At 69.8% G+C, this 20053-nt stretch carries 20 protein-coding genes; 7 read left to right on the top strand and 13 right to left on the bottom strand.

The features are described 5' to 3' along the window. The first annotated feature begins 42 nt into the window (after positions 1-42). The gene (gene ectB, locus JOF43_RS15150) at positions 43-1317 is read left to right on the top strand and encodes a diaminobutyrate--2-oxoglutarate transaminase (RefSeq protein ID WP_209903651.1); all 1275 of its coding nucleotides are present in this window, start codon (positions 43-45) and stop codon (positions 1315-1317) included. 114 nt (positions 1318-1431) lie between these two features. Then, positions 1432-1824 carry an ectoine synthase gene (locus JOF43_RS15145; RefSeq protein ID WP_209903649.1) on the top strand — a complete coding sequence of 131 codons (393 nt, stop codon included), beginning with the start codon at positions 1432-1434 and terminating at the stop codon, positions 1822-1824. Positions 1825-2048: 224 nt separating this feature from the next. On the opposite strand, the gene JOF43_RS15140 is transcribed toward JOF43_RS15145, so the two are convergent. After that, positions 2049-2645, bottom strand: a complete 597-nt coding sequence (locus JOF43_RS15140; RefSeq protein WP_209903647.1) for a hypothetical protein — start codon at positions 2643-2645, stop codon at positions 2049-2051. Positions 2646-2735: 90 nt separating this feature from the next. Between JOF43_RS15140 and JOF43_RS15135 the strand changes: the two genes are divergently transcribed. Continuing rightward, positions 2736-3407 (top strand): IMPACT family protein, encoded by a 672-nt coding sequence (locus JOF43_RS15135; RefSeq protein ID WP_209903646.1) that lies wholly within the window; start codon positions 2736-2738, stop codon positions 3405-3407. A 119-nt stretch (positions 3408-3526) separates the two neighbouring features. Here the strand turns inward: JOF43_RS15135 and JOF43_RS15130 are convergent, their stop codons facing one another. The 5 genes from JOF43_RS15130 to JOF43_RS15110 all read right to left on the bottom strand — a co-directional run bounded on the left by JOF43_RS15130 (position 3527) and on the right by JOF43_RS15110 (position 8665). Beyond that, the gene (locus JOF43_RS15130) at positions 3527-3811 is read right to left on the bottom strand and encodes a GlsB/YeaQ/YmgE family stress response membrane protein (protein WP_209903644.1); all 285 of its coding nucleotides are present in this window, start codon (positions 3809-3811) and stop codon (positions 3527-3529) included. A gap of 285 nt (positions 3812-4096) precedes the next feature. Beyond that, on the bottom strand, positions 4097-5065 hold the full coding sequence (nrdF, locus tag JOF43_RS15125; protein ID WP_209903642.1) for a class 1b ribonucleoside-diphosphate reductase subunit beta: 969 nt from the start codon (positions 5063-5065) through the stop codon (positions 4097-4099). A gap of 48 nt (positions 5066-5113) precedes the next feature. Next, complete coding sequence (locus JOF43_RS15120; protein WP_342592201.1) at positions 5114-6607, bottom strand: MFS transporter; 1494 nt, start codon at positions 6605-6607, stop codon at positions 5114-5116. A gap of 180 nt (positions 6608-6787) precedes the next feature. Next, positions 6788-7567 carry an IclR family transcriptional regulator gene (locus JOF43_RS15115; protein ID WP_209903640.1) on the bottom strand — a complete coding sequence of 260 codons (780 nt, stop codon included), beginning with the start codon at positions 7565-7567 and terminating at the stop codon, positions 6788-6790. 3 nt (positions 7568-7570) lie between these two features. Further along, positions 7571-8665 carry a D-2-hydroxyacid dehydrogenase gene (locus tag JOF43_RS15110; RefSeq protein ID WP_209903638.1) on the bottom strand — a complete coding sequence of 365 codons (1095 nt, stop codon included), beginning with the start codon at positions 8663-8665 and terminating at the stop codon, positions 7571-7573. 297 nt (positions 8666-8962) lie between these two features. Between JOF43_RS15110 and JOF43_RS15105 the strand changes: the two genes are divergently transcribed. After that, complete coding sequence (locus tag JOF43_RS15105) at positions 8963-10369, top strand: DUF418 domain-containing protein (RefSeq protein WP_342592200.1); 1407 nt, start codon at positions 8963-8965, stop codon at positions 10367-10369. A 29-nt stretch (positions 10370-10398) separates the two neighbouring features. Here the strand turns inward: JOF43_RS15105 and JOF43_RS15100 are convergent, their stop codons facing one another. Then, positions 10399-10710, bottom strand: coding sequence for a hypothetical protein (locus tag JOF43_RS15100; RefSeq protein ID WP_209903636.1), 312 nt, complete (start codon positions 10708-10710; stop codon positions 10399-10401). Between the two features lie 302 nt (positions 10711-11012). After that, entirely contained in the window at positions 11013-11468 is a 456-nt protein-coding gene (locus JOF43_RS15095) for a hypothetical protein (protein ID WP_209903634.1), read from the bottom strand. Positions 11469-11522: 54 nt separating this feature from the next. On the opposite strand from JOF43_RS15095, the gene JOF43_RS15090 reads away from it, so the two are divergent. Beyond that, positions 11523-12035, top strand: a complete 513-nt coding sequence (locus JOF43_RS15090; protein WP_209903632.1) for a hypothetical protein — start codon at positions 11523-11525, stop codon at positions 12033-12035. Beyond that, entirely contained in the window at positions 12022-12696 is a 675-nt protein-coding gene (locus tag JOF43_RS15085; protein ID WP_209903630.1) for a hypothetical protein, read from the top strand. Before JOF43_RS15090 ends, JOF43_RS15085 begins: the two co-directional genes overlap by 14 nt. On the opposite strand, the gene JOF43_RS15080 is transcribed toward JOF43_RS15085, so the two are convergent. Beyond that, a complete protein-coding gene (locus tag JOF43_RS15080; RefSeq protein WP_209903628.1) occupies positions 12680-13096 on the bottom strand; it encodes a hypothetical protein in 417 nt (138 codons plus the stop codon). The two genes, JOF43_RS15085 and JOF43_RS15080, sit on opposite strands and share 17 nt — an antisense overlap. A 100-nt stretch (positions 13097-13196) precedes the next feature. On the opposite strand from JOF43_RS15080, the gene JOF43_RS15075 reads away from it, so the two are divergent. Next, positions 13197-14129 (top strand): hypothetical protein, encoded by a 933-nt coding sequence (locus tag JOF43_RS15075; protein WP_209903627.1) that lies wholly within the window; start codon positions 13197-13199, stop codon positions 14127-14129. A gap of 146 nt (positions 14130-14275) precedes the next feature. Here the strand turns inward: JOF43_RS15075 and nrdE are convergent, their stop codons facing one another. The 4 genes from nrdE to JOF43_RS22685 form a co-directional block, all read right to left on the bottom strand. Further along, positions 14276-16408, bottom strand: a complete 2133-nt coding sequence (nrdE, locus tag JOF43_RS15070; protein ID WP_209903625.1) for a class 1b ribonucleoside-diphosphate reductase subunit alpha — start codon at positions 16406-16408, stop codon at positions 14276-14278. Positions 16409-16413: 5 nt separating this feature from the next. Further along, a complete protein-coding gene (gene nrdI / locus JOF43_RS15065; protein ID WP_209903624.1) occupies positions 16414-16812 on the bottom strand; it encodes a class Ib ribonucleoside-diphosphate reductase assembly flavoprotein NrdI in 399 nt (132 codons plus the stop codon). 22 nt (positions 16813-16834) lie between these two features. Continuing rightward, positions 16835-17092, bottom strand: a complete 258-nt coding sequence (gene nrdH, locus JOF43_RS15060) for a glutaredoxin-like protein NrdH (protein WP_209903622.1) — start codon at positions 17090-17092, stop codon at positions 16835-16837. Between the two features lie 725 nt (positions 17093-17817). Next, on the bottom strand, positions 17818-19806 hold the full coding sequence (locus JOF43_RS22685; RefSeq protein ID WP_245354567.1) for a Gfo/Idh/MocA family oxidoreductase: 1989 nt from the start codon (positions 19804-19806) through the stop codon (positions 17818-17820). Positions 19807-20053 lie beyond the last annotated feature (247 nt).

Below are 20053 nucleotides of genomic sequence, written 5' to 3'. Positions count from 1 at the left end.
CCCGACACCCGCAGACCACCCTCAACCCTCTAGGGAGAGAACATGACGACGACCGCTGACCACAGCACGACGATCGCGTACGAGTCCGAGGTCCGCAGCTACTCCCGCGGCTGGCCCACCACCTTCACCCACGCCAAGGGCAGCACGCTGACCGCCGAGGACGGCCGGGAGTACACCGACTTCTTCGCCGGCGCCGGCACCATGAACTACGGCCACAACCACCCCGAGCTGAAGAAGGTCGTCATCGACCACTTCCTCGAGGACCGACTGGTGCACGGCCTGGACATGTTCACCGACGTGCGCAGCCAGTTCCTGGAGACGTTCAACAACCTCATCCTCGAGCCGCGCGACCTCGACTACAAGGTCGCCTTCCCCGGCCCGGGCGGCGCCAATGCCGTCGAGGCCGCGCTGAAACTGGCCCGTAAAGTCACCGGTCGCGAATCGGTCGTCAACTTCACCAACGCCTTCCACGGCATGACGCTCGGCGCGCTGTCCGTCACCGGCAACTCGCTCAAGCGCGGTGGCGCCGGCATCCCGCTGGTCCACGCCACCCCGATGCCGTTCGACGACTACTTCGGCCAGATCGTCCCGGACTTCATGTACCTCGAGCGCCTGCTCACCGACGGCGGCAGCGGGCTGAACAAGCCGGCCGCCGTGATCGTCGAGACCGTCCAGGGCGAGGGCGGCATCAACGCCGCACGCGCCGAGTGGCTCCGCGGGCTCTCCGAGCTCTGCACCAAACACGGCATCCTGCTGATCATCGACGACATCCAGATGGGCTGCGGCCGCACCGGCGGCTTCTTCAGCTTCGAGGAGGCCGGCATCAAGCCGGACATGGTCACGCTGTCGAAGTCCATCAGCGGCTACGGCATGCCCCTGGCGCTGACCCTCATGAAGCCAGAGCTCGACATCTGGGAGCCGGGCGAGCACAACGGCACCTTCCGCGGCTTCGCTCCCGCCTTCGCCTCGGGCACCAAGGCCTTCGAGCTGTTCTGGAGCGACGACGAGCTCGAGAAGTCCACGATCGCCAAGGGCGCCTACATCGAGAGCCGCTTCAACCAGATCGCGGCCCGCTACGCCGACGACCACGAGCTGCTCGTCAAGGGCCGCGGCCTGGCCCGCGGGCTCGGGATGCCCAGCGGTGACCTCGCCGGCAAGGTCACCACGCGCGCCTTCGAGGAGGGCCTGCTGGTGGAGACCTCCGGTCCGGACGACGAGGTCGTCAAGCTGCTGCCGGCGCTGACCATCCCCGAGGACCAGCTGCGCGACGGCCTGGACATCATCGAGAACGCTGTCGATGAGGCACTGACCGCCTGAGCCGCCCCACTCCCCGTCGGCCCGCCCCGTCCTCCGGGGCGGGCCGACGTCCCTGAGCGCCTGCTCAGGACCCGAGGACCGAAGACCCGTTCATCCACGAAAAGAGGTAACTCCATGCTCGTCCGCACCCTCGACGAGGTCACCGACACCGACGCCGACATCAAGTCGGAGAACTGGCGCTCCAAGCGCATCATCCTGGCCAAGGAGGGCGTCGGCTTCTCGGTCCACGAGACCACCCTGTACGCCGGGACCGAGAGCTACTTCTGGTACGCCAACCACATCGAGGCCGTGTTCATCACCCAGGGCGAGGGCGAGATCGAGGACCTGGCCACCGGCGAGAAGCACCAGCTCGCCCCCGGCAGCCTCTACCTGCTCAACGACCACGACAAGCACATCGTGCGCCCGCGCACCGAGATCAAGTGCGTGTGCGTGTTCAACCCGCCGGTGACCGGCCGCGAGGTGCACGACGAGAACGGCGTCTACCCGCTGGTGACCGAGGACGCCTGAGCCGCGCCCGCGTCGCCGCGCCACGGAAGCTGACGCGCGAGGAGGGGCCCACCGGGAGCATCACGCTCCGGATGGGCCCCTCCGTCGTCGTGCGGGAGCCGGCCGCGGTGCGGGGGCCTGACGCCGTACCAGCGCCGACCCGCGCAGTCCCGCGCCCGTCCGGCGCCGGTCCCCTGCCGACCAGGCGGCCGTCCGGTGCCCGTCAGGCCTCGGCCGTGCGGCGGTCAGGCCGCGGTCGCACGCTTGCGCACGATCAGCAGGATCACGCCGATCACGAGGAGCACGAAGCCGACGAACCCACCGGCGACGCCGAGCAGGATCCCGCCGACCGCGCCGAAGATGCCGCCGATGGAGACGGGTGGGCCGACGGCGACCGGGGTGCCCGCGCAGTCGATGATGTACTCACCGGCCTCGTTCGCGGTCACCGAGTCGAAGGACTCCCACATCCGGCCGTCGATCGTGGTGGAGCTGCTCTGGTCCACACCCTCGCCGATCGCCCCGGCCGACGGTCCGGCGACCTGGCAGACCGGCTGCCCGGTGCCCTCCTCGGCGTAGAGCTGCAGCACATCGCCCTCCTCGGCGGTGATGCTCCCGGAGCCGCTGTCGAGGACCTCGATGTCGCTGATCCCACCGGCGGTGCTGCCGATGCCGATCACCGCCAGCACGATGCCCACCACCACGCTCGCCACCAGGATCACGCCGCCGACGATGATCAGGATCATCGGCGCCCCGCCGGCCTTCCTCGGCGCCGGGGCGGGGGCCGTGCCCGGGGATCCGTACGGGTTCGGGGCCGGCTGAGGCGCAGAGCTGGGGACGGTCACAGGGATCCTCCTGGAGGTTCGGACGGGGGCCGCGAGGCAGGTGGGCCCAGCGTAGCGCCCGGTGCGCCGGCCCCACCTAGACTTGAGCCCATGCCGGATCCCCTCGTGCTCGCCGCCGACGTCGAGACCGAGCTCGTCGAGAAGCGCTCCCGATTCCTCACCCGGTTGCACCGGGTGGAGGACCTCGACCAGGTCGATGCCCTGGTCCGCGCGGCGCGACGCGAGCACCCCGATGCCCGCCACCACTGCACGGCGCTGGTGCTCGGCGAGACGGAGCAGCGGGCGGAGGTCAACCGTTCCAGCGACGACGGGGAGCCCTCCGGCACCGCCGGGATGCCGATGCTGCAGTCTCTGCTGCACGCCGGGCTGGTCGACACCCTCGCGATCGTCATCCGCTACTTCGGGGGGATCAAGCTGGGCGCCGGTGGCCTGGTGCGCGCCTACACAGCGGGCGTCGAGCAGGCCGTTGCCGCCGCCACCCTGCGGCGCCGCACCTCGCTGATCGTCGCCGAGCTCGAGGTGTCGCCGGCGGAGGTCGGCCTGGCCGAGAACGCGATCCGGCTCTGGGCCGCCGGGCACGGAGCCGAGGTCCGGCCCACGGCCTATTCCTCCCGCGCCGCGACGCTGACGGCGCTGGTGGCTCCCGAGGACCTGGGCTCCCTGCAGGCAGACACCGCCCGGTGGTCCTCCGGACGAATCGCGGTCCACGACGCCGGGCGACGGACGGCGGACGTCCCGCTCGAGGCCGAAGGGTCCTCCTGAGCGACGGCCCGGCTCCGGTCGCGCTCAGTGGCCTCGCCGTGTCTCCTGCCCACCGCACCAGGACGGCGCCGCCCCGGCGGTCCGGGACGGCGCCGTCGTGACGCCGGGGCGAGGCGAGGTCAGTCGCGGTTCTTGGTGATCAGGCCGTAGACGGCCATCACGATGATGGCGCCGATGATGGACAGCAGGATCGTGCCGAGGCTCCACGGGTTGTCCATGATGCCGCCGATCCCGTTACCACCGAAGATGCCACCGATGAATCCGCCGACGATCGCGCCGATGACACCCAGGATGATCGTCTTGCCGAGGCCCATGCTCTGCTTGCCGGGCATGAGCGCCCTGGCGAGAAGTCCGATGATGCCGCCGATGATGATCCACGAGATGATGAGCCAGAGAAGTCCCATGATCTTCTGTCCTCACTGTGCGGGGAAGGGGAAGGTGATGCATGGGCAGTGTGCGCCGCGAACCTCCGAGAAGGCGAACACCCCACACATCTGCGCAGGTCAACGACGCGACCGCCCGGTCCGTCGGCGGTCGGGGCAAGGATTCTGTCGGGGCGGGCGGAAAACGGCGCAGTAGCAGAGCGTCCGTCCGGGTCCGGACATGACGACGGCGCCGGACCATCGGGTCCGGCGCCGTCATCGCGCTGCGGGCGGCACATCACGGGCAGCGCCCGCAGAGCGTGAGGATCAGAAGTCCCAGTCGTCGTCCTCGGTCTCGACGGCCTTGCCCATCACGTAGCTGGAGCCGGAGCCGGAGAAGAAGTCGTGGTTCTCGTCGGCATTCGGGGACAGCGAGGCGAGGATGGCGGGGTTGACGTCGGTCTGGTCCTGCGGGAACAGGCCCTCGTAGCCGAGGTTCATCAGCGCCTTGTTGGCGTTGTACCGCAGGAAGGTCTTGACCTCCTCGGTCCAGCCCACCGGGTCGTAGAGATCCTCCGTGTACTCCTCCTCGTTCTCGTACAGCTCCATGAGCAGCGAGAAGGTGTAGTCCTTCAGCTCCTGCTGGCGCTGCGGGGTGGCCTTCTCGACCGCCTTCTGGAACTTGTAGCCGATGTAGTAGCCGTGGACCGCCTCGTCCCGGATGATCAGGCGGATGATGTCCGCCGTGTTGGTCAGCTCGCCGCGGCTGGAGTAGTGCATCGGCAGGTAGAAGCCGGAGTAGAACAGGAACGACTCCAGGAGGGTGGAGGCGACCTTGCGCTTCTCGGGGTCCTCGCCCGTGTAGTAGTCCATGACGATGTTGGCCTTCTTCTGCAGCGGCTCGTTGAACTCGCTCCAGCGGAAGGCCTCGTCGATCTGCTTGGTGTTCGACAGGGTCGAGAAGATCTGGCTGTAGGACTTGGCGTGCACCGACTCCATGAAGGCGATGTTGGTGTACACCGCCTCCTCGTGCTGGGTGATCGCGTCGGGGATCAGGGAGACCGCGCCGACGGTGCCCTGCACCGTGTCCAGCAGCGTCAGGCCGGTGAACACCCGCATCACCAGGTCCTGCTCCTGCTCGCTCAGCCGATTCCAGGACTGGACGTCGTTGGACAGCGGGACCTTCTCGGGGAGCCAGAAGTTTCCGGTCAGGCGGTCCCAGACCTCCTGGTCCTTCGGGTCCGGGATCCGGTTCCAGTTGATCGCCTGGACCGTCGTCTTCAGGTGGTCGTTCACCGCAGCCTCACTAGCTCCTCAGGGGGTTCGGGTCGGGTGCGCTCCAGTCTAGGCAGAGGGCCCGTCCAACGCGCCGAGGCTCCGCGCCCCGGCGCGGTGGCTTCGGACACCTCCGCCCTCGCCCGGCCCACCCCCGTCGGCCGCGGAGAAGGTGAGATCCGTGGCGGTGTCGCGCTCGGTCTCCGAGATGCGCAGGGCGTCCTCCGTGCGCAGGAGGTCGCGTGCCCGGGTCTCGGGGACCAGGAAGGTCGAGGCGGTGGTGATGGCCGCGAGGGTCGCCATGTAGATGGCCAGGACCACCCAGTTCCCTCCGGTCCAGGCCAGCAGCGCGGCGCCGAGCACGCCCGCCAGTCCCCCGGCCAGCACGGCGGAGAGCTCCCGCGCCATGGCCACGCCGAGGTAGCGGTGCCGGTTGCCGAACAGCTCCGGCAGCATCGCGCACTGCGGGCCGAGCATCGAGTTGACGGCCACGCCGAGGCCCACCGCGATCACGGCGATCGCGACGTACTCGTTGCCGAGCGAGAGCAGGTACCAGGCCGGGAAGCTGAAGACCAGCATGAACACGGCGCCGAACCGGTACATGGGCACCCGACCGATACGGTCCGAGATCCGTCCGGTCAACGGCACCGAGAAGATCCCGATCAGGGAGCCGAGGGTGACGCCCCAGGTGACCAGGCCGCGATCCATCCCGATGGCCGCCGAGGTCACGAAGGCCAGCGCGATCGACTGGAACATGTAGGAGCCGCCGTTCTCGGCCATGCGCAGGCCGATGCCGACGACGACCCCGGCGCGCCCCCGGGTGAAGATCTCCCGGACCGGGCGCTCGGCGATCTGCTCCTGCTTCTCGAGCTGGATGAAGGAGGGCGTCTCGCGGAGCTTGGCGCGGATGAACAGGGCGATGAGGATTAGGCCCGCCGAGGCCAGGAACGGAAGCCTCCAGCCCCAGGCCAGGAACGCCTCGTCCGGCATCAGGGTGAGCAGGAAGAACACGACGGAGGCGAGCAGAGTTCCCGCCTGGATGCCGATGAACGGCAGGGCCGAGAAGAATCCGCGGCGCCGGACGGGGGCGTACTCGGCCATGAGCACGGTGGCCCCTGCCTGTTCCGCCCCTGCCCCGAAGCCCTGGGCGAGCCGCAGGAGCACCAGCAGGGCCGGCGCCAGCATGCCGACCTGCTCGTAGGTGGGCAGCACGCCGATCAGGGTCGAGGCCCCACCCATGAGCAGGATCGTCGCCACCAGGACCCACCGGCGCCCGATGCGGTCACCGATGGTGCCGAAGAACAGTCCACCGAAGGGGCGGGCCAGGAAGCCGACGCCGTAGACGCCGAAAGCGGCGACGGTCGCCATCGCGGGATGGTCGGTCGAGAAGAACAGGCGGTCGAAGACCAGGGCGGTCATCAAGCCGTACATGGCGAAGTCGAAGTACTCCAGCGCGCTGCCCACGCTCGAGGAGAGGGTCGCCCTCTGGAGGTTCGCGGAGTACTCCGCCTGGGACATCGTCGCCGCGCCCTGGGCGCGGGGACCGTGGTGTGTCGAGCTCACGACATCTCCTTCGATGTGGATCGCGGGCCGCGTCAGCCGCGGGCCCCGGTCACGTTCACTGCGGCCAACGTACTCTTTTTCGAACGATGTGCAACCTGTTGAACATTGAGCGGGCCCGTCGTCCCCGGGAGACGGACCGGCCCCGCCCGAAGAATCGGGGCGGGGCCGGTCCAGGGGCGCTCAGTCCGTGGTCTGCGGTCGTCGCGCCAGCGGGTTCGTCAGTCGCTGTGTCACGCGGAGGACGGCCGCCCCGATGCGCTCGATGGTCGCCTCGTCGGCCTCGTCGGCCGGCAGCGCCACCCCGATCGCCATCGGCGGATCGCCCGGCCGCCACGGTTCCAGGGGGGCCGCGACGCCGTGGACCCCCTCGAAGGACTCCCCACGATCGACGGCGTACCCCGCCTCCCGGGCACGCCGGATCCGCGCGCTGATCTCGGCGGCGTCCCGGGAGGACTGTGCGGTGGGCGGTCGCAGTGCGTCCTTCCGGAGCAGAGGGGCGATCTGCTCATCGGGCTCCTTGAGGAGCATCGCGGTGCCGACCGCGCAGTAGACCAGCGGCAGGCGGGAGCCCAGCGGGGTGCCGAGGCGGTAGCGACGACCCTCGTGACGCGCGAGGTAGACGGCGTCGGCCTCGAGCCGGGTGGCGATCTGGACGACGTGCTCGGACAGCTCCGGATCCGCTTCCACGAGGGTGAAGAACTCGCGGACCTGGTTGAACTGGAGGGCGAAGGCTCCGCCCAGCTCGGCGGTGCGCATCCCCAGCCGGTACCCGCTCTCCACCCGCTGGATCATCCGCTCCTTCTCCAGGGCGGCGCAGAGGTTGGAGGCCGAGGACTTCGCGATGCCGACGGCGCGGGCGATGTCGGAGAGGGTCTGGGGGTTCCCGGCCGCCGACTCGAGCACCTCGAGGATGCGCAGCCCTCGGGTGATGGCGGGCGAGGGGTCCCTGGGATCGCTCATGGCTCAGTAGAACTCCACGGTGTCGACGACGTTTCGCAGCTCCCGGCCCTCGAGATGACGGCGCAGGTTGTCGATGAACAGCTTCACGATCCGCGCTTCCTCGGCCGAGGAGAGTGCGGCGGTGTGCGGACTGATCAGGACATTCGGATGATCCCACAGCGGGCTCGTGGCGGGCAGCGGTTCGGTGGCGGTCACGTCCAGCGCGGCGAAGCCGATCCCGCCGCGCTCCAACGCGTCCACCAGGGCGCTCTCGTCCACCACGGTGCCGCGCCCGACGTTGACCAGCACCGTGCCCGGCCGCACGGCGTCGAGCAGCTCCGCTCCCACCAGGCCCTCGGTCGAGGCGGTCCCGGGCAGCGTGACGACGATGGCATCGGCCCGGGCGGCGGCCCGCACGAGCTCATCCGCCGGCACCAGCTCGTCCACGTGCGGGACGGGGGCGCCGCTTCGCGAGGTGCCCAGGACACGGCAGCCCAGCGCGGCGAACTTCTGCGCACAGGCCTGCCCGATCCCGCCGAGCCCGAGGACCAGGACCGTCATCTCCTCGAGCTGCGACATCTCCCAGCGCTCGCTCCACTGGTGCGCACGCTGCTGCGTGAGCAGGCGCGGCAGCGACTTGGCCCCCGCCAGCACCCCGAACACGGCGAACTCGGCCAGGGGTGCGCCATGGACTCCTGCGGACGTCGTCACCGCGACCCGGTCCAGCTCGTCGGCCCGGAGCCCGGCGGCTCGCAGCTGCGCACCGCCGCCCGCTGCCATCGCCTGGACCCAGCGCAGGCGCGGATTGGCGCGGACGGTCCGGGCCAGGGCCGCGGGATCGACATCCGGGAGGCTGAACAGCACGTCGGCCGAATCGACCATCCGCTCATAGGCGACCCCCTCCTCGGCAGTGCGTCGATGCGCCGGGTCGCCGCCCCAGTCGGCCGGTCCGCGCCGCGGCCGGTACAGGGAGTGGTCCCAGACGACGTCCACCTCCGGCACCTGCTGCTGGATCTGCTGGCACAGCTCCTCCGGGAGATCCACGGCGATCACGACCCGGGGCCGTGCTGGTCCGATCTCGCCGTCGGGGGCCTGTTCCGGGGTGACAGTAGGGTTCATGGTGAGCTCCTGTGCTCCACATCGACGACCTGCGGGCGGCAGGGGCACCGGGCTGCGGCACCGCCATCACCCTACACAGCCGTTCATCATATTGATCATTGTTCGACTCCTTGGGATTCCTCGGCGCGGTGCGGGCGACCGGGCCGGAGCCCCTGACAGTCGTCCCGGCCCGGCCATGACACTCAGGCGACTTTCGTCGCGCGACATCGCACGGGCGAGCGCATAGGTTCGACGCACACACTCCGCGCAAGAGTTCCCGCCGACCGCGGGGACCTCGCCGCACAGAGAGGTCTCGACGTGACCAGCTCGGCCACCGTCCCGCCCGCGTCTCCCGCTCCCCCTGCACCACCCCGATCGCTGGCCCCTGACATCGCTCGCGGGCTGATGCTGGCGCTGATCGCGATCGCCAACGTGTCCTGGTACCTGTGGGGCCATGACGGCTCCGTCGGGATGAGCCCGCACGTCCCGGCCCGCAGCGCCATCGACACCGCCGTGCAGTTCGTGATGACGGTCGCCGTCGACCATCGTGCGATGCCGCTGTTCGCCTTCCTGTTCGGCTACGGGATGGTGCAGTTCTACCGCTCACGCGTGGACCGCGGCATGGAGCCGCGCATCGTGCGGGTGATGATGCGCCGACGCCACTGGGCCATGCTCCTGCTGGGACTCCTGCACGCCGCCCTTCTGTTCTACGGGGACATCCTCGGGGCCTACGCGGTCGCCGCGCTGCTGCTGGTGTGGATCTTCTTCGGCCGGCGCACCCGCACCCTGATCATCTGGCTCGCCGTGCTGGTCGGGATCGCGGCGCTGTTCGCCCTCTTCTCCATGGTCAGCGCTCTGACGCTGGTGCTCTTCGCCCCTCCCGAGGCGACCGCTGCGATGGACCCGGCCGCCTTCGGCACCGCGTTCCTGCGGGATCTGGCCTACGGCCAGGCATATCTGCCCTCGGTGCTCGCCCGGCTCGGGATCTGGGTCCTGGGCGTCGCGCCCTCCGCCCTGGTGGGTACGCCGATCCCGATCCTGCTGGGATGGATCGCGGCGCGGCACCGGGTGCTGGACGAGCCGTGGCGGCACACCGCGCTGCTGCGCCGGGTCGCTCTCGGCGGTATCGCCGCGGGTTGGCTCGGCGGGCTGCCCGACGCCCTGACCTACGTGGGCGTGATCCCTCTGCCCGAGAGCGTGCCCTGGGCGTTCAGCGGCCTGAACGCCTTGGCCGGAACAGCCTGCGGGGTCGGCTACGCGGCAGCTTTCGGTCTGCTCGCCGCTCGTCTCGAGGGCCGGGCCGTCGCCACGACCGCCTACGAGGTGACGCCGCGGGACCGGTCGGCGCGTCGCGAGGCCCGACGGGCGGCCTCCGCGGACGAGGCGGCACTGCCCCCGGGACAGCGCTCTTACGGCATCCCGGCCGCCGAGGACGTCCCCCGGCCGACGAGACGGCCCGGGGCCCTGATGCGTGCGTTGAGCGCCGTCGGCCAGCGGTCGCTGACCTTCTACCTGTTCCAGTCGCTGCTGCTGGCGCCGATCATGGCCGGCTGGGGGCTCGGCCTCGGAGTGCACCTGAGCACTGCGGGTGCCGTCGGCATCGCCCTCGCGGTGTGGCTGCTCTCGCTGCCGATCGCCGCCCAGTTGGGCTCCCGGAACCTGCGCGGCCCCGCAGAGATGCTGCTGCGACGGATGACCTACGGGAGGTACGATCCGGGACGGTGACGCCGTCCGGTTCCTTCGGCCACATTGTCTCAGCGGCGATGCTCTTTCGCGGCGCGCAACCGGTCTCTCTCGTCGCGGCGAACCTCGCGCAGTCCCGAGGGATACAGCCAGAGCGGAAGTATCCAGCGGTACACGGCGGCCAGCAGGATCACGATCCACAGCAGGATCTCGACCACGAGTACAGCGCCGAGAACAGTCGATCCGAGCCCCGACCCACCCACCGCGAACGATGCCACCGGCATGCAGAGCCCCGCCACGATGAGGGTCTGGGCGATCATCGGGGTGAAAGCGAGCGCTATCGCCTCGGCGTTCGCGTAATCGGTGGCTTCATCCAGGGGCACGCGTCGCACCCACCACCGCGCAGCACGGGAACTCCCCCGCCGCATCCAGGCTGAGATGACCGCGAGCACGAATCCAATTGCTCCGAGAAAGAGGCCGAGGAGAACGACCGGGGCCACCGAATCCCACATTCGTTCATGGTCACACAGGCGACGGGGAGTTCCTCCCATCGCGCCGCATGAATACGCGGTCAAACGTCGCAGACCCACGCCCTCGTGCGCACGCGGGCTCAGGGGCGGAACGCGTGCGAGGCGCGAGGCGTACAGGAGCTATGTCAACGCAGTCCCGACGGGCGCACACGAGATCACCGAGTGCGGAGCCAGTCCCTCTCCGCTCGCCGCTGGTGTCTCAACCATCCCGGGTAGAAGAACAGCGGCAGGATGTAGCGATTGGAGACCATCACCATCACGACGATGCCGAGAACCACCTCCGCCACGACGACGGTCCACATCACCGGTGTGAAGAGAGCTTCTCTCACCCTCGGATGCGCATACAGCGCCGCGACCACCCCGACACATGCCATCAGCTGAGCAAGATATGGCACCAGTCCCAGGCCGACCGCTTCTCCGGAGCTCTGCATGAAGCCCATCCGCTCCACGGGGGTACGTCGCACCCACCAGCGCGCCACCTTCGAGCTCCCCCACCGGGACCACGCAGCGGTCAGGAGAAGCACGAGGCTCACGGCGAAGCAGAAGAGGGAAGCGAGAAGCGATCCGAGATCCATGCGCACGATCATCGCACCGACTGACAGGACCCCCATGGGGAGATCTCCCCATGGCGCATCCGCCGCACCAACTACACCTAGGCTGGGGTCATGGCAACCACGACCCGCCTCGTCGAGCTCGGTCCGTCCGGCGCCGTGCCCGCTTCGACCCTCGAGGTCCCCGAGCAGTGGCGTGCGCTCCCGGTGCCCGACGGTGCGGTCGGGGCCCTCTCCGACCGTCGCTCGCTGAGCCGGGCGATCGAGACCAATCTCGTGCTCACCGCGACGACCCTGCCCGAGGGTGCGACGCTCACGTCCTGGCAGGCCTCGGTCCGTGCAGAGCGGCTGGCGGCCCTGCCCGACCTGCAGATCCTCGACGAGCGGGCGACGACGTCCCCCGAGGGCGAGGAGCTCTGGTGCTCGTCCTCCGTGATGACCGACCCCCAGGGCGTCACGATCCTCACCCGCCGCCGGAGCCGCATCGCCGGGGACACCGGACTCACCCTCACGCTCACCACCCTCCCCCTGACAGACGCGGCCCACGACGAGATGCTCGATCGGATCGTCGGGACCTGGAAGGTCCTCGCCGCTCCCGGGAAGGAGCTGAACCGTGCTCACCGCTGATCCCGCCTCCCCGCGCGCTGCCACGGGGACCCGCATGGAGGTCGACCAGCTGCTGGCCGATCTGTCCGCAGGTCGAGCGGCGCCGTCGGCGACCTCGCTGCCCGAGACCTTCGTGCAGACGGTGTCCGAGACCCTCGCCGCAACGAGCGGGCAAGTCGAGGTCGAGGTCGCGGATCCGCTCGGCCGCAGCGCCCACTGCCTGCTCCTCTCCCGCGCCGACACCCTCCGGCGCAGCCGAGGGTTCACCGAGAGGGAGGAGCTCGCGGTCCACCCCACGAGCGCCCTGCCCGGAGTGCTGCTGCGCCTGGCCGCCATCGCACCGACCGAGCCGCTCCCCGCGGAGGTCACCGTCACGACGACACCGCAGGAGCTGGCGGATCTCTTCGCCGCGGACAGCACCCGCAGCGTCGCTGCCTGGGCGCGCGTGACGGAGGCGGGCGGCGTCCTGCCCCCCGCCGCACAGGACGGGATCGACCAGGCTCCGCCGCGGGCGGTCCGCCTCGTCCGACGCCGGACGAACGGCGACGGCGCCGCGGCCCTCCTGCTCCTCCGCGGCCGCTACCTGGTCGCCGAGGGCACGGACGCGACGACGCTGCGAGGCACGACCCCCACCGGTGCCGCGCGAGCCCTGCTGCGCCCCTTGCTCACCGAGAGCGGATGACCTCCCGCTCCCGCCGTCGCTGCGGCCGCAGCCAGGACGGGTAGACCCACAGCGGCATGATCGCGCGATAGCCCGTCGCGAGCAGGAGCACGATCCACAGCAGGACCTCGGCGACCACCGCGGCCGGCACGAGCAGGCCGACCACGGCACCGCGCAGCATCTCGACGGAGCCCAGCGCCATGAGCAGGCCCGCCACGAGCAGCGACTGCGCGAGCAGCGGGAGGACCACCAGCACGGCCACCTCCCCGTAGGCGTGGCCGGTGCGCGCATCGATCCCCTCGGATCGCACCCAGGAGCGGGCCCTGCCTCCCCGCCCCGACCGGCATCGCATCGCGGACAGGGCGAGCACCACCCCGAGCAAGAGCGCGGCCGACGCGGACAGGGCGAGTACGGGATCCATGCGGTCATCATCCCACCGCGGCATGGGGACCTCTCCCCATCGCCTGCGGACGATGCCGGGGGTAGCGTCACCACCGAGCACACACAGACATGGAGGGGCCATGACCGGATTCCAGGGGATGGACACCGCCCAGGCGTCCGATCACGCCGCCCTGCTGGCCGAGCGCGCGACGTCGCTCACCACCCTGCTAGACACGCTGTCCGCACAGGTCGACGGCATCGTGGGCACCCAGTGGGTCGGCCCGGACGCCGAGTCTTTCGCCTCGACCTTCCGTTCCTCCGTCGCACCCCGGTTCACCGCGGCCGCGGACGGGACCCGCACCCTCGGCACCGACCTGGAGGGCCACGTCGAGGAGCAGGACGGCGCCTCCTCCCCCGACGGCGGCGGCGGCGGGAGCCCGGCCGGGCCGGGAGGCGCGAACGGCGGGGGTAGCTCCCCGGCCGGCGTACAGCCCGCCTCCGCGGCGGGCTTCCTCGGCGCGGACTGGGGCGACATCTCCTTCGGCGAGATCTGGGACAACTGGAAGGAGAACGTCGGGATCGACGGGGTCGACAGCGCCGGCGGCATCCTCTCCACCGCCCACAGCTTCGCGAAGAACTTCGGGGACTTCGCCCTGGGCAAGGGCAGCGTGCCAGCGTTCATCCCGATGATCGGTGACGCCTTCACCGGTGTGATGGCGGGCATCGACCGCTGGAACGACGACGCCGTCCGCAGCGACCTCTCGACCGGGGAGCGGATCGGCCGGGCCGTCCTCGACGGCGGCGCGAACTTCGCCGGGTCGATGGCAGGCAGCTTCGTCGGCGGGGCCATCGGCACCGGGATCGGCTCGTCGATCGGCGGGCTGTTCGGCGGTGGGGGCGGCGCGGCCGCCGGAGCGCCCGCGGCGGGAGTCGGCGCGGTGCCCGGTGCCGCGGCGGGCGGAGTGACCGGCGCAGGCGTCGGCGGTGTCATCGGCGGCATCGCCGGTGACGTCGTCGGCAGCTACGTCGGTGCCACCGCGACGGACTCCGTGATCGACTCCTTCCTCGACTGACCCCTCTTTTCGACTGCCCGCCTCCCCCAGCAGGTGCCTTGCTCGCTGCCCGACATCTCGCACCTCGACGCCGACGGGCGGGCCTCCCCGGAGGGAGACCCGCCCGTCGAGGTGCGGAGCGGAGCCCGATGGGCCCGGTCAGGCCGTCACAGCATGCAGCTGACGCAGCCCTCGACCTCGGTGCCCTCGATCGCCATCTGGCGCAGGCGAATGTAGTACAGGGTCTTGATGCCCTTGCGCCAGGCATAGATCTGCGCCTTGTTGATGTCGCGCGTGGTGGCGGTGTCCGGGAAGAACAGCGTCAACGACAGCCCCTGGTCCACGTGCTGCGTGGCCTCGGCGTAGGTGTCGACGATCTTCTCGTAGCCGATCTCGTACGCGTCCTCGTAGTACTCGAGGTTGTCGTTGGTCATGTACGGCGCGGGGTAGTAGACCCGGCCGATCTTGCCTTCCTTCCGGATCTCGATCTTGGAGACGATCGGGTGGATCGAGCTCGTCGAGTGGTTGATGTAGGAGATCGACCCCGTCGGCGGCACGGCCTGCAGGTAGGCGTTGTACATGCCGTGGGCCTTGACCTCCTCGCGCAGCTGCTTCCAGTCCTCCTGGGTGGGCAGGTGCACGCTGGAGTTCTCGAACAGACCGCGGACCTTCTCGGTGCGGGGCTCCCACGCCTTGTCGATGTACTTGTCGAAGTACTCTCCGGTGCCGTACTTCGAGCTGGCGAAGTCGTAGAAGACCTCGCCGCGCTCCTTGGCGATCTTGTTCGACGCCTTGATGGCGTTGAACGTGACCGCGTAGAAGTACATGTTCGTGAAGTCCAGCCCCTCCTCGGAGCCGTAGAAGATCGACTCCCTGGCCAGGTAGCCGTGGAGGTTCATCTGCCCCAGGCCGATCGCGTGGGACTTGCGGTTGCCCTCGGCGATGGTCGGCACCGACTCGATGTCCGAGTGGTCCGAGACGGAGGTCAGCCCGCGGATCGCGGTCTCGATGGTCCGCGAGAAGTCCGAGGAGTCCATCGTCTTGGCGATGTTCAGCGAGCCGAGGTTGCAGGAGATGTCGCGGCCGAGCTCGTCGTAGGTGAGATCGACGTTCATGGACGACGGGGTCGAGACCTGCAGGATCTCGGAGCACAGGTTCGAGTGGGTGACCTTGCCGGGGATCGGGTTGGCCCGGTTCACGGTGTCCTCGAACATGATGTACGGGTAGCCGGACTCGAACTGGATCTCCGCCAGGATCTGGAAGAAGTCGCGCGCCTTGATCTTCTTCTTGGAGATGTTCGGGTTGTCGACCATCTCGTGATAGACGTCCGAGACGTTGACCTCGGCGAACGGCTTGCCGTACTCGCGCTCCACGTCGTACGGGGAGAACAGGTACATCGGCTCGTTGCGCTTCGCGAGCTCGAAGGTGATGTCGGGGATGACCACGCCGAGCGAGAGGGTCTTGATGCGGATCTTCTCGTCGGCGTTCTCGCGCTTGGTGTCCAGGAACCGCAGGATGTCCGGGTGGTGGGCGTTGAGGTAGACCGCACCGGCGCCCTGGCGGGCCCCCAGCTGGTTCGCGTAGGAGAAGGAGTCCTCGAGCAGCTTCATGACGGGGATGACGCCGCTGGACTGGTTCTCGATGTGCTTGATCGGCGCACCGTACTCACGCAGGTTGCTCAGCAGCAGCGCGACGCCGCCGCCACGCTTGGACAGCTGCAGCGCGGAGTTGATGGAGCGCCCGATCGACTCCATGTCGTCCTCGATGCGCAGCAGGAAGCAGGAGACCAGCTCACCGCGCTGGGCCTTGCCGGCATTGAGGAAGGTGGGCGTGGCGGGCTGGAAGCGGCCGTCGAGGATCTCGTCGACGAGGTTGCGGGCGAGCTGCTCATCGCCCTCGGCGAGGGTGAGGGCCACCATCACCACACGGTCCTCGAAGCGCTCGAGGTACCGCTTGCCGTCGAACGTCTTCAGCGTGTACGAGGTGTAGTACTTGAAGGCCCCGAGGAAGGTCGGGAAGCGGAACTTCTTCGCGAAGGCCTGCTCGGACAGCGACTCGATGAAGGAGAAGTCGTACTGGGCGAGCACCTCGGGCTCGTAGTACTTGTTCTCGACCAGGTAGTCGAGCTTCTCCTTGAGCGAGTGGAAGAACACCGTGTTGGGGTTCACGTGCTGCAGGAAGTACTCGCGGGCGGCGAGCGCGTCCTTCTCGAACTGGATCTTGCCGTCCGCTCCGTAGAGGTTCAGCATCGCGTTCAGCGCGTGGTAGTCGAGCTGCCTGTTGTGCTCGACCGGGGGCATCTCGGTCAGTGTCGCCAAAACTCTTCCAATCCGTCGTGCACCCGCTGCACATCGCGGGGGGTGCCGAACAGCTCGAACTTGTACATGTAGGGGACGCGGCACTTGGTGGAGATGATGTCCCCGGCCAAGCAGTACGCCTCCCCGAAGTTGGTGTTGCCCGCACCGATCACGCCCCGGATGTGCATCCGATTGCGTTCATCGTTGAGGAACTTGATGACCTGCTTGGGTACGGCACCGCGGCCGTTTCCCCCGCCATAGGTCGGGACCACCAGGACGTACTCCTCGTCGACGACGAGGGGGTCATCCTTGGGATAGAGGGGGATGCGCGCCGCCGGCATCCCGAGCTTCTCGACGAAGCGCTGGGTGTTGCCCGAGACCGAGGAGAAGTAGACGAGGTTGGTCACGCCGCCACCTCCCGTCGGCCGCTCAGATCGCGGTGGCGCGGCGCTCGGCGCCGGCGCCCGCCGAGAGCGACTTGATCTTGTCGGGACGGAAGCCGGACCAGTGGTCCTGCTCGGTGATGACGACCGGGGCCTGGACGTAGCCCATCGACTTGATGCGATCGAGCGCGTCGGCATCCTCGGTGATGTCGACGACGTCGTAGGCCACGCCCGCCTTGTTGAGGGCGCGCTTGGTCGCATCGCACTGGACGCAGAGGGGCTTGGAGTACACGGTGATGTCCAAGGGAAGGGCCTTTCTCGAGCGCCGCGCCGACGGCGCGAGGAGGGTGTGTTCTTGCTGGTTGTTCCTGAGGTCCGAGGACCCCGTCCCAACGCTCCGGATCCTCCCCACCACCCCTGCATCGTTGGCTTCCGATGCGGTGGGCGGTCCCCGGGACTGCCGGATCGCTGCGACCCCACCAACACTACACCTAGTGGTGCCCGGAGACCACGACCACAAGATGTACTGAGTTACAACCCTGTCATCCACAATCGGGTGTTGATGGGTTGTGGACAGATCGGGAGAAGTGGGGACCGAGCGCGGGGCCCACGCACGAACGCCGAGGACCCATGCACACTGCAGTGTGGATGAGGGGTCCGACAGATGGCCCGGGCGGTGGACGACGGGGCCGCGCGGCGTCACCGCGGGCCGGAAAACGGTGCGATCGCGAGGGGGATCCTCGGCGTGTCCGAGAGCGGTCCCGGCGTGTCGTCGGCGTGTCGTGATCCGGGCTCCGGCGTGTCGAACTCAGGCGGATCGGCGTGTCCCGTTCGGCCCGCCGGCGCGCCGAACCTCGCCGCGCGCCATGCGCTCCTCGCGCGGCCCGGCGAGTCGGTCGGAGCGCCGCTCCGGGGTCGTCGCGTGCGCCCGGTCCGTGCCGACGCCGCGCACCCACGCCCTACCCCCGGAGCAGAGCGCTCCGGAGGGTCGTGCAGGTTTCGGAGGGCCGGTTCGACCGGCCCTCCGCGTCAGCGGGCAGGACCCTCCGGCGCTTTCCCGGTGCGGCCGGTGTCGGCGGCGCCGTCAGCACCCGCGGGGTCCTCGGCGCGCGGGGCGTCGTCCGTCTCCGCGATGCCGTCCTCGTGGTCGACGGCGGCAGGATCACCCGTCGTGCCGTCGGGATCCGTCGTGCTGTCCTCGCGCCGGGCTTCGTCAGCAGCTGCGACGGCGTCGGCACCGGCCGCCGAGGGGTCGGGGCTCGTCGTGCCGTCCGGATCAGTCGTGCCGCCGCCGTCGGCCGCCGAGGGGTCGGGGCTCGTCGTGCCGTCCGGATCAGTCGTGCCGCCGCCGTCGGCCGCCGCATCGGGGCGCTCCGTGCTGTCGGTGCGTGCAGACCCGTGGGCGCTCGTCTCCGAGTCGGCGCTCGCGGGACCCGTCGTCCTCGCGGCGGGCGGCCAGGTCGACTCCTTCGGGGACTCGAGGTTCCAGACGTCCCTGGGCTCCCCGCTGGAGGGAGCGGTTCCAGGATCCTCGGCGGCGGCGACCCGGGTGTCCTCCAGCGCGGCAACCTCCTCGGGCGACGGGAGCCGCTCGGTCATCGCAGCCCCCGCCGGGACGTGCTGCTCCCCCGCGTCGGAGGGCGGGGAGACCTCGACCTGCTCGAGGGTCTGGGCCGCGGGCTCGGCCGCTGCCGGTGTCCGAGCGGGCTGGGTCACGCCCGACGCCTGCGCGGTCTCAGCCGCGCCCGACGCCTGTTCGGCCTCAACCGCGCTCGGCACCCGTTCGGTCCTGGCCTCGCTCGGCGCCGCCTCAGACCCGGCCGCTGCCTCGTCGGCCCCGTCCGCCGAGGGCGAGGTCGCTGCGTCGTCGGCCGCTTCCTCGGGTTCCTCGTCGATGCTGCGGTCGTCGGCCGCCACGATCGTGGCGAGAACCTCCCGCAGCAGCGTGACCTGGGTGCGGGCCTCCGCAGCCCCGGAGAGCGGCGCAGCGCCTTTTTCCACGAAGGCGTGGAAGGCCTCCCACATCAGCTCCGCCGATCCCTTGGTGGCGGTGGTCTCCACCTCCTGGACCACGCCGCTCTTCTTCTCCCGCAGCGCCACCGTCGAACGGCGATCGCCATGGGACGGGGCGGGCAGCTCGACCCGCATCCGGCGCCGCGCCGACAGCACCTGGATGTGCTCGGAGTACTCGGGGGCGAAGGGCAGGTAGTGCCAGACCAGCCGCACCTGCGCACCACCGCTGAGCGAACCGAGCAGCTCGATCGAGCCGGGGATGACGCCCTTGGGCCAGTGCCGCACCGCGACCAGGTCCGTCATCGGACCGTAAGCGGCCTCGAGGACCGCCAGCTGGTGCGCGACGCCGGTCAGCAGGCCCTTGACGTAGAGATCCCGATCACGCTGGGTCGCCCCGTCACCGGCGCCGGCCACCACCGCCTCCTGCAGGTCGCTGCGGCGCTGGGTGCGCACCTCGGAGGGCAGATCGTAGGAGGAGGTGGTCACGTGCGCGCCGCCGAACAGCGGCTGGCTCGCCGGCATCAGCACCTCGTGGTCGACCATCCGCAGGTCCTTGGTGGGGATCTGCTCGGCCATCCGGGACACGGAGTCGTCGTACTGCTGGGGATAGGCCATCATCAGCAGACGCCGACCGGTCATCCGCTCGAAGTCCGCGACCTTCGCGATCTCCTCGGCGGAGAAGCCCAGTGGCGGCTCGACCAGCACCGGGATCCCCCGTCGCATGAGCTGCAGGAGGTCCTCCGCGTGCAGACCGTCGGTCGACAGCACCGCCGCATCCAGCGTCACCGTCTTCGCGCGCACCGCGGCGATGAGGTCCGCGACGGTCTCGAAGCGCTTGTCCTCCTCGAGGCCCCACACCTCGGAGGACTCCCGACGCCGCCGCGGCGAATGATCGACCAGCGCGGTCACCGCGAACCGGTCCCAGCGCCGACGCAGCACCGGCAGGTGCACGGCCTGGGCCATGGTTCCGGCACCGATCACGGCGATGTTCAGGGTCTTCGGCATCGGCAGGCTCCTCGGGCTCAGCGGGGATCGGCGGCCGCCACGGCCACGTCGCGGCACACGGGCCGTCCCCGGCTCCGCGCCTCTGGTACGGCGCGTGACGCACGCCTGTTCTACCACATCGCCGGTGACCGTCACCTGGCTGCTTCCTCGGTGCGACCAGCGCATCATCGTCGCCCGAGGTCACGATCCGGTGCCCGCGCAGCCTCGGCACGGATATATCGTGTCCCGCAGTCCAGGACGTCTCAGG

The sequence above is a fragment of the Brachybacterium sacelli genome (assembly GCF_017876545.1).
In the GTDB taxonomy this organism is placed as follows: Bacteria; Actinomycetota; Actinomycetes; order Actinomycetales; family Dermabacteraceae; genus Brachybacterium; species Brachybacterium sacelli.
Note: the sequence above shows the minus strand (reverse complement) of the source record. Positions and strands in the feature narration are given on the sequence as shown.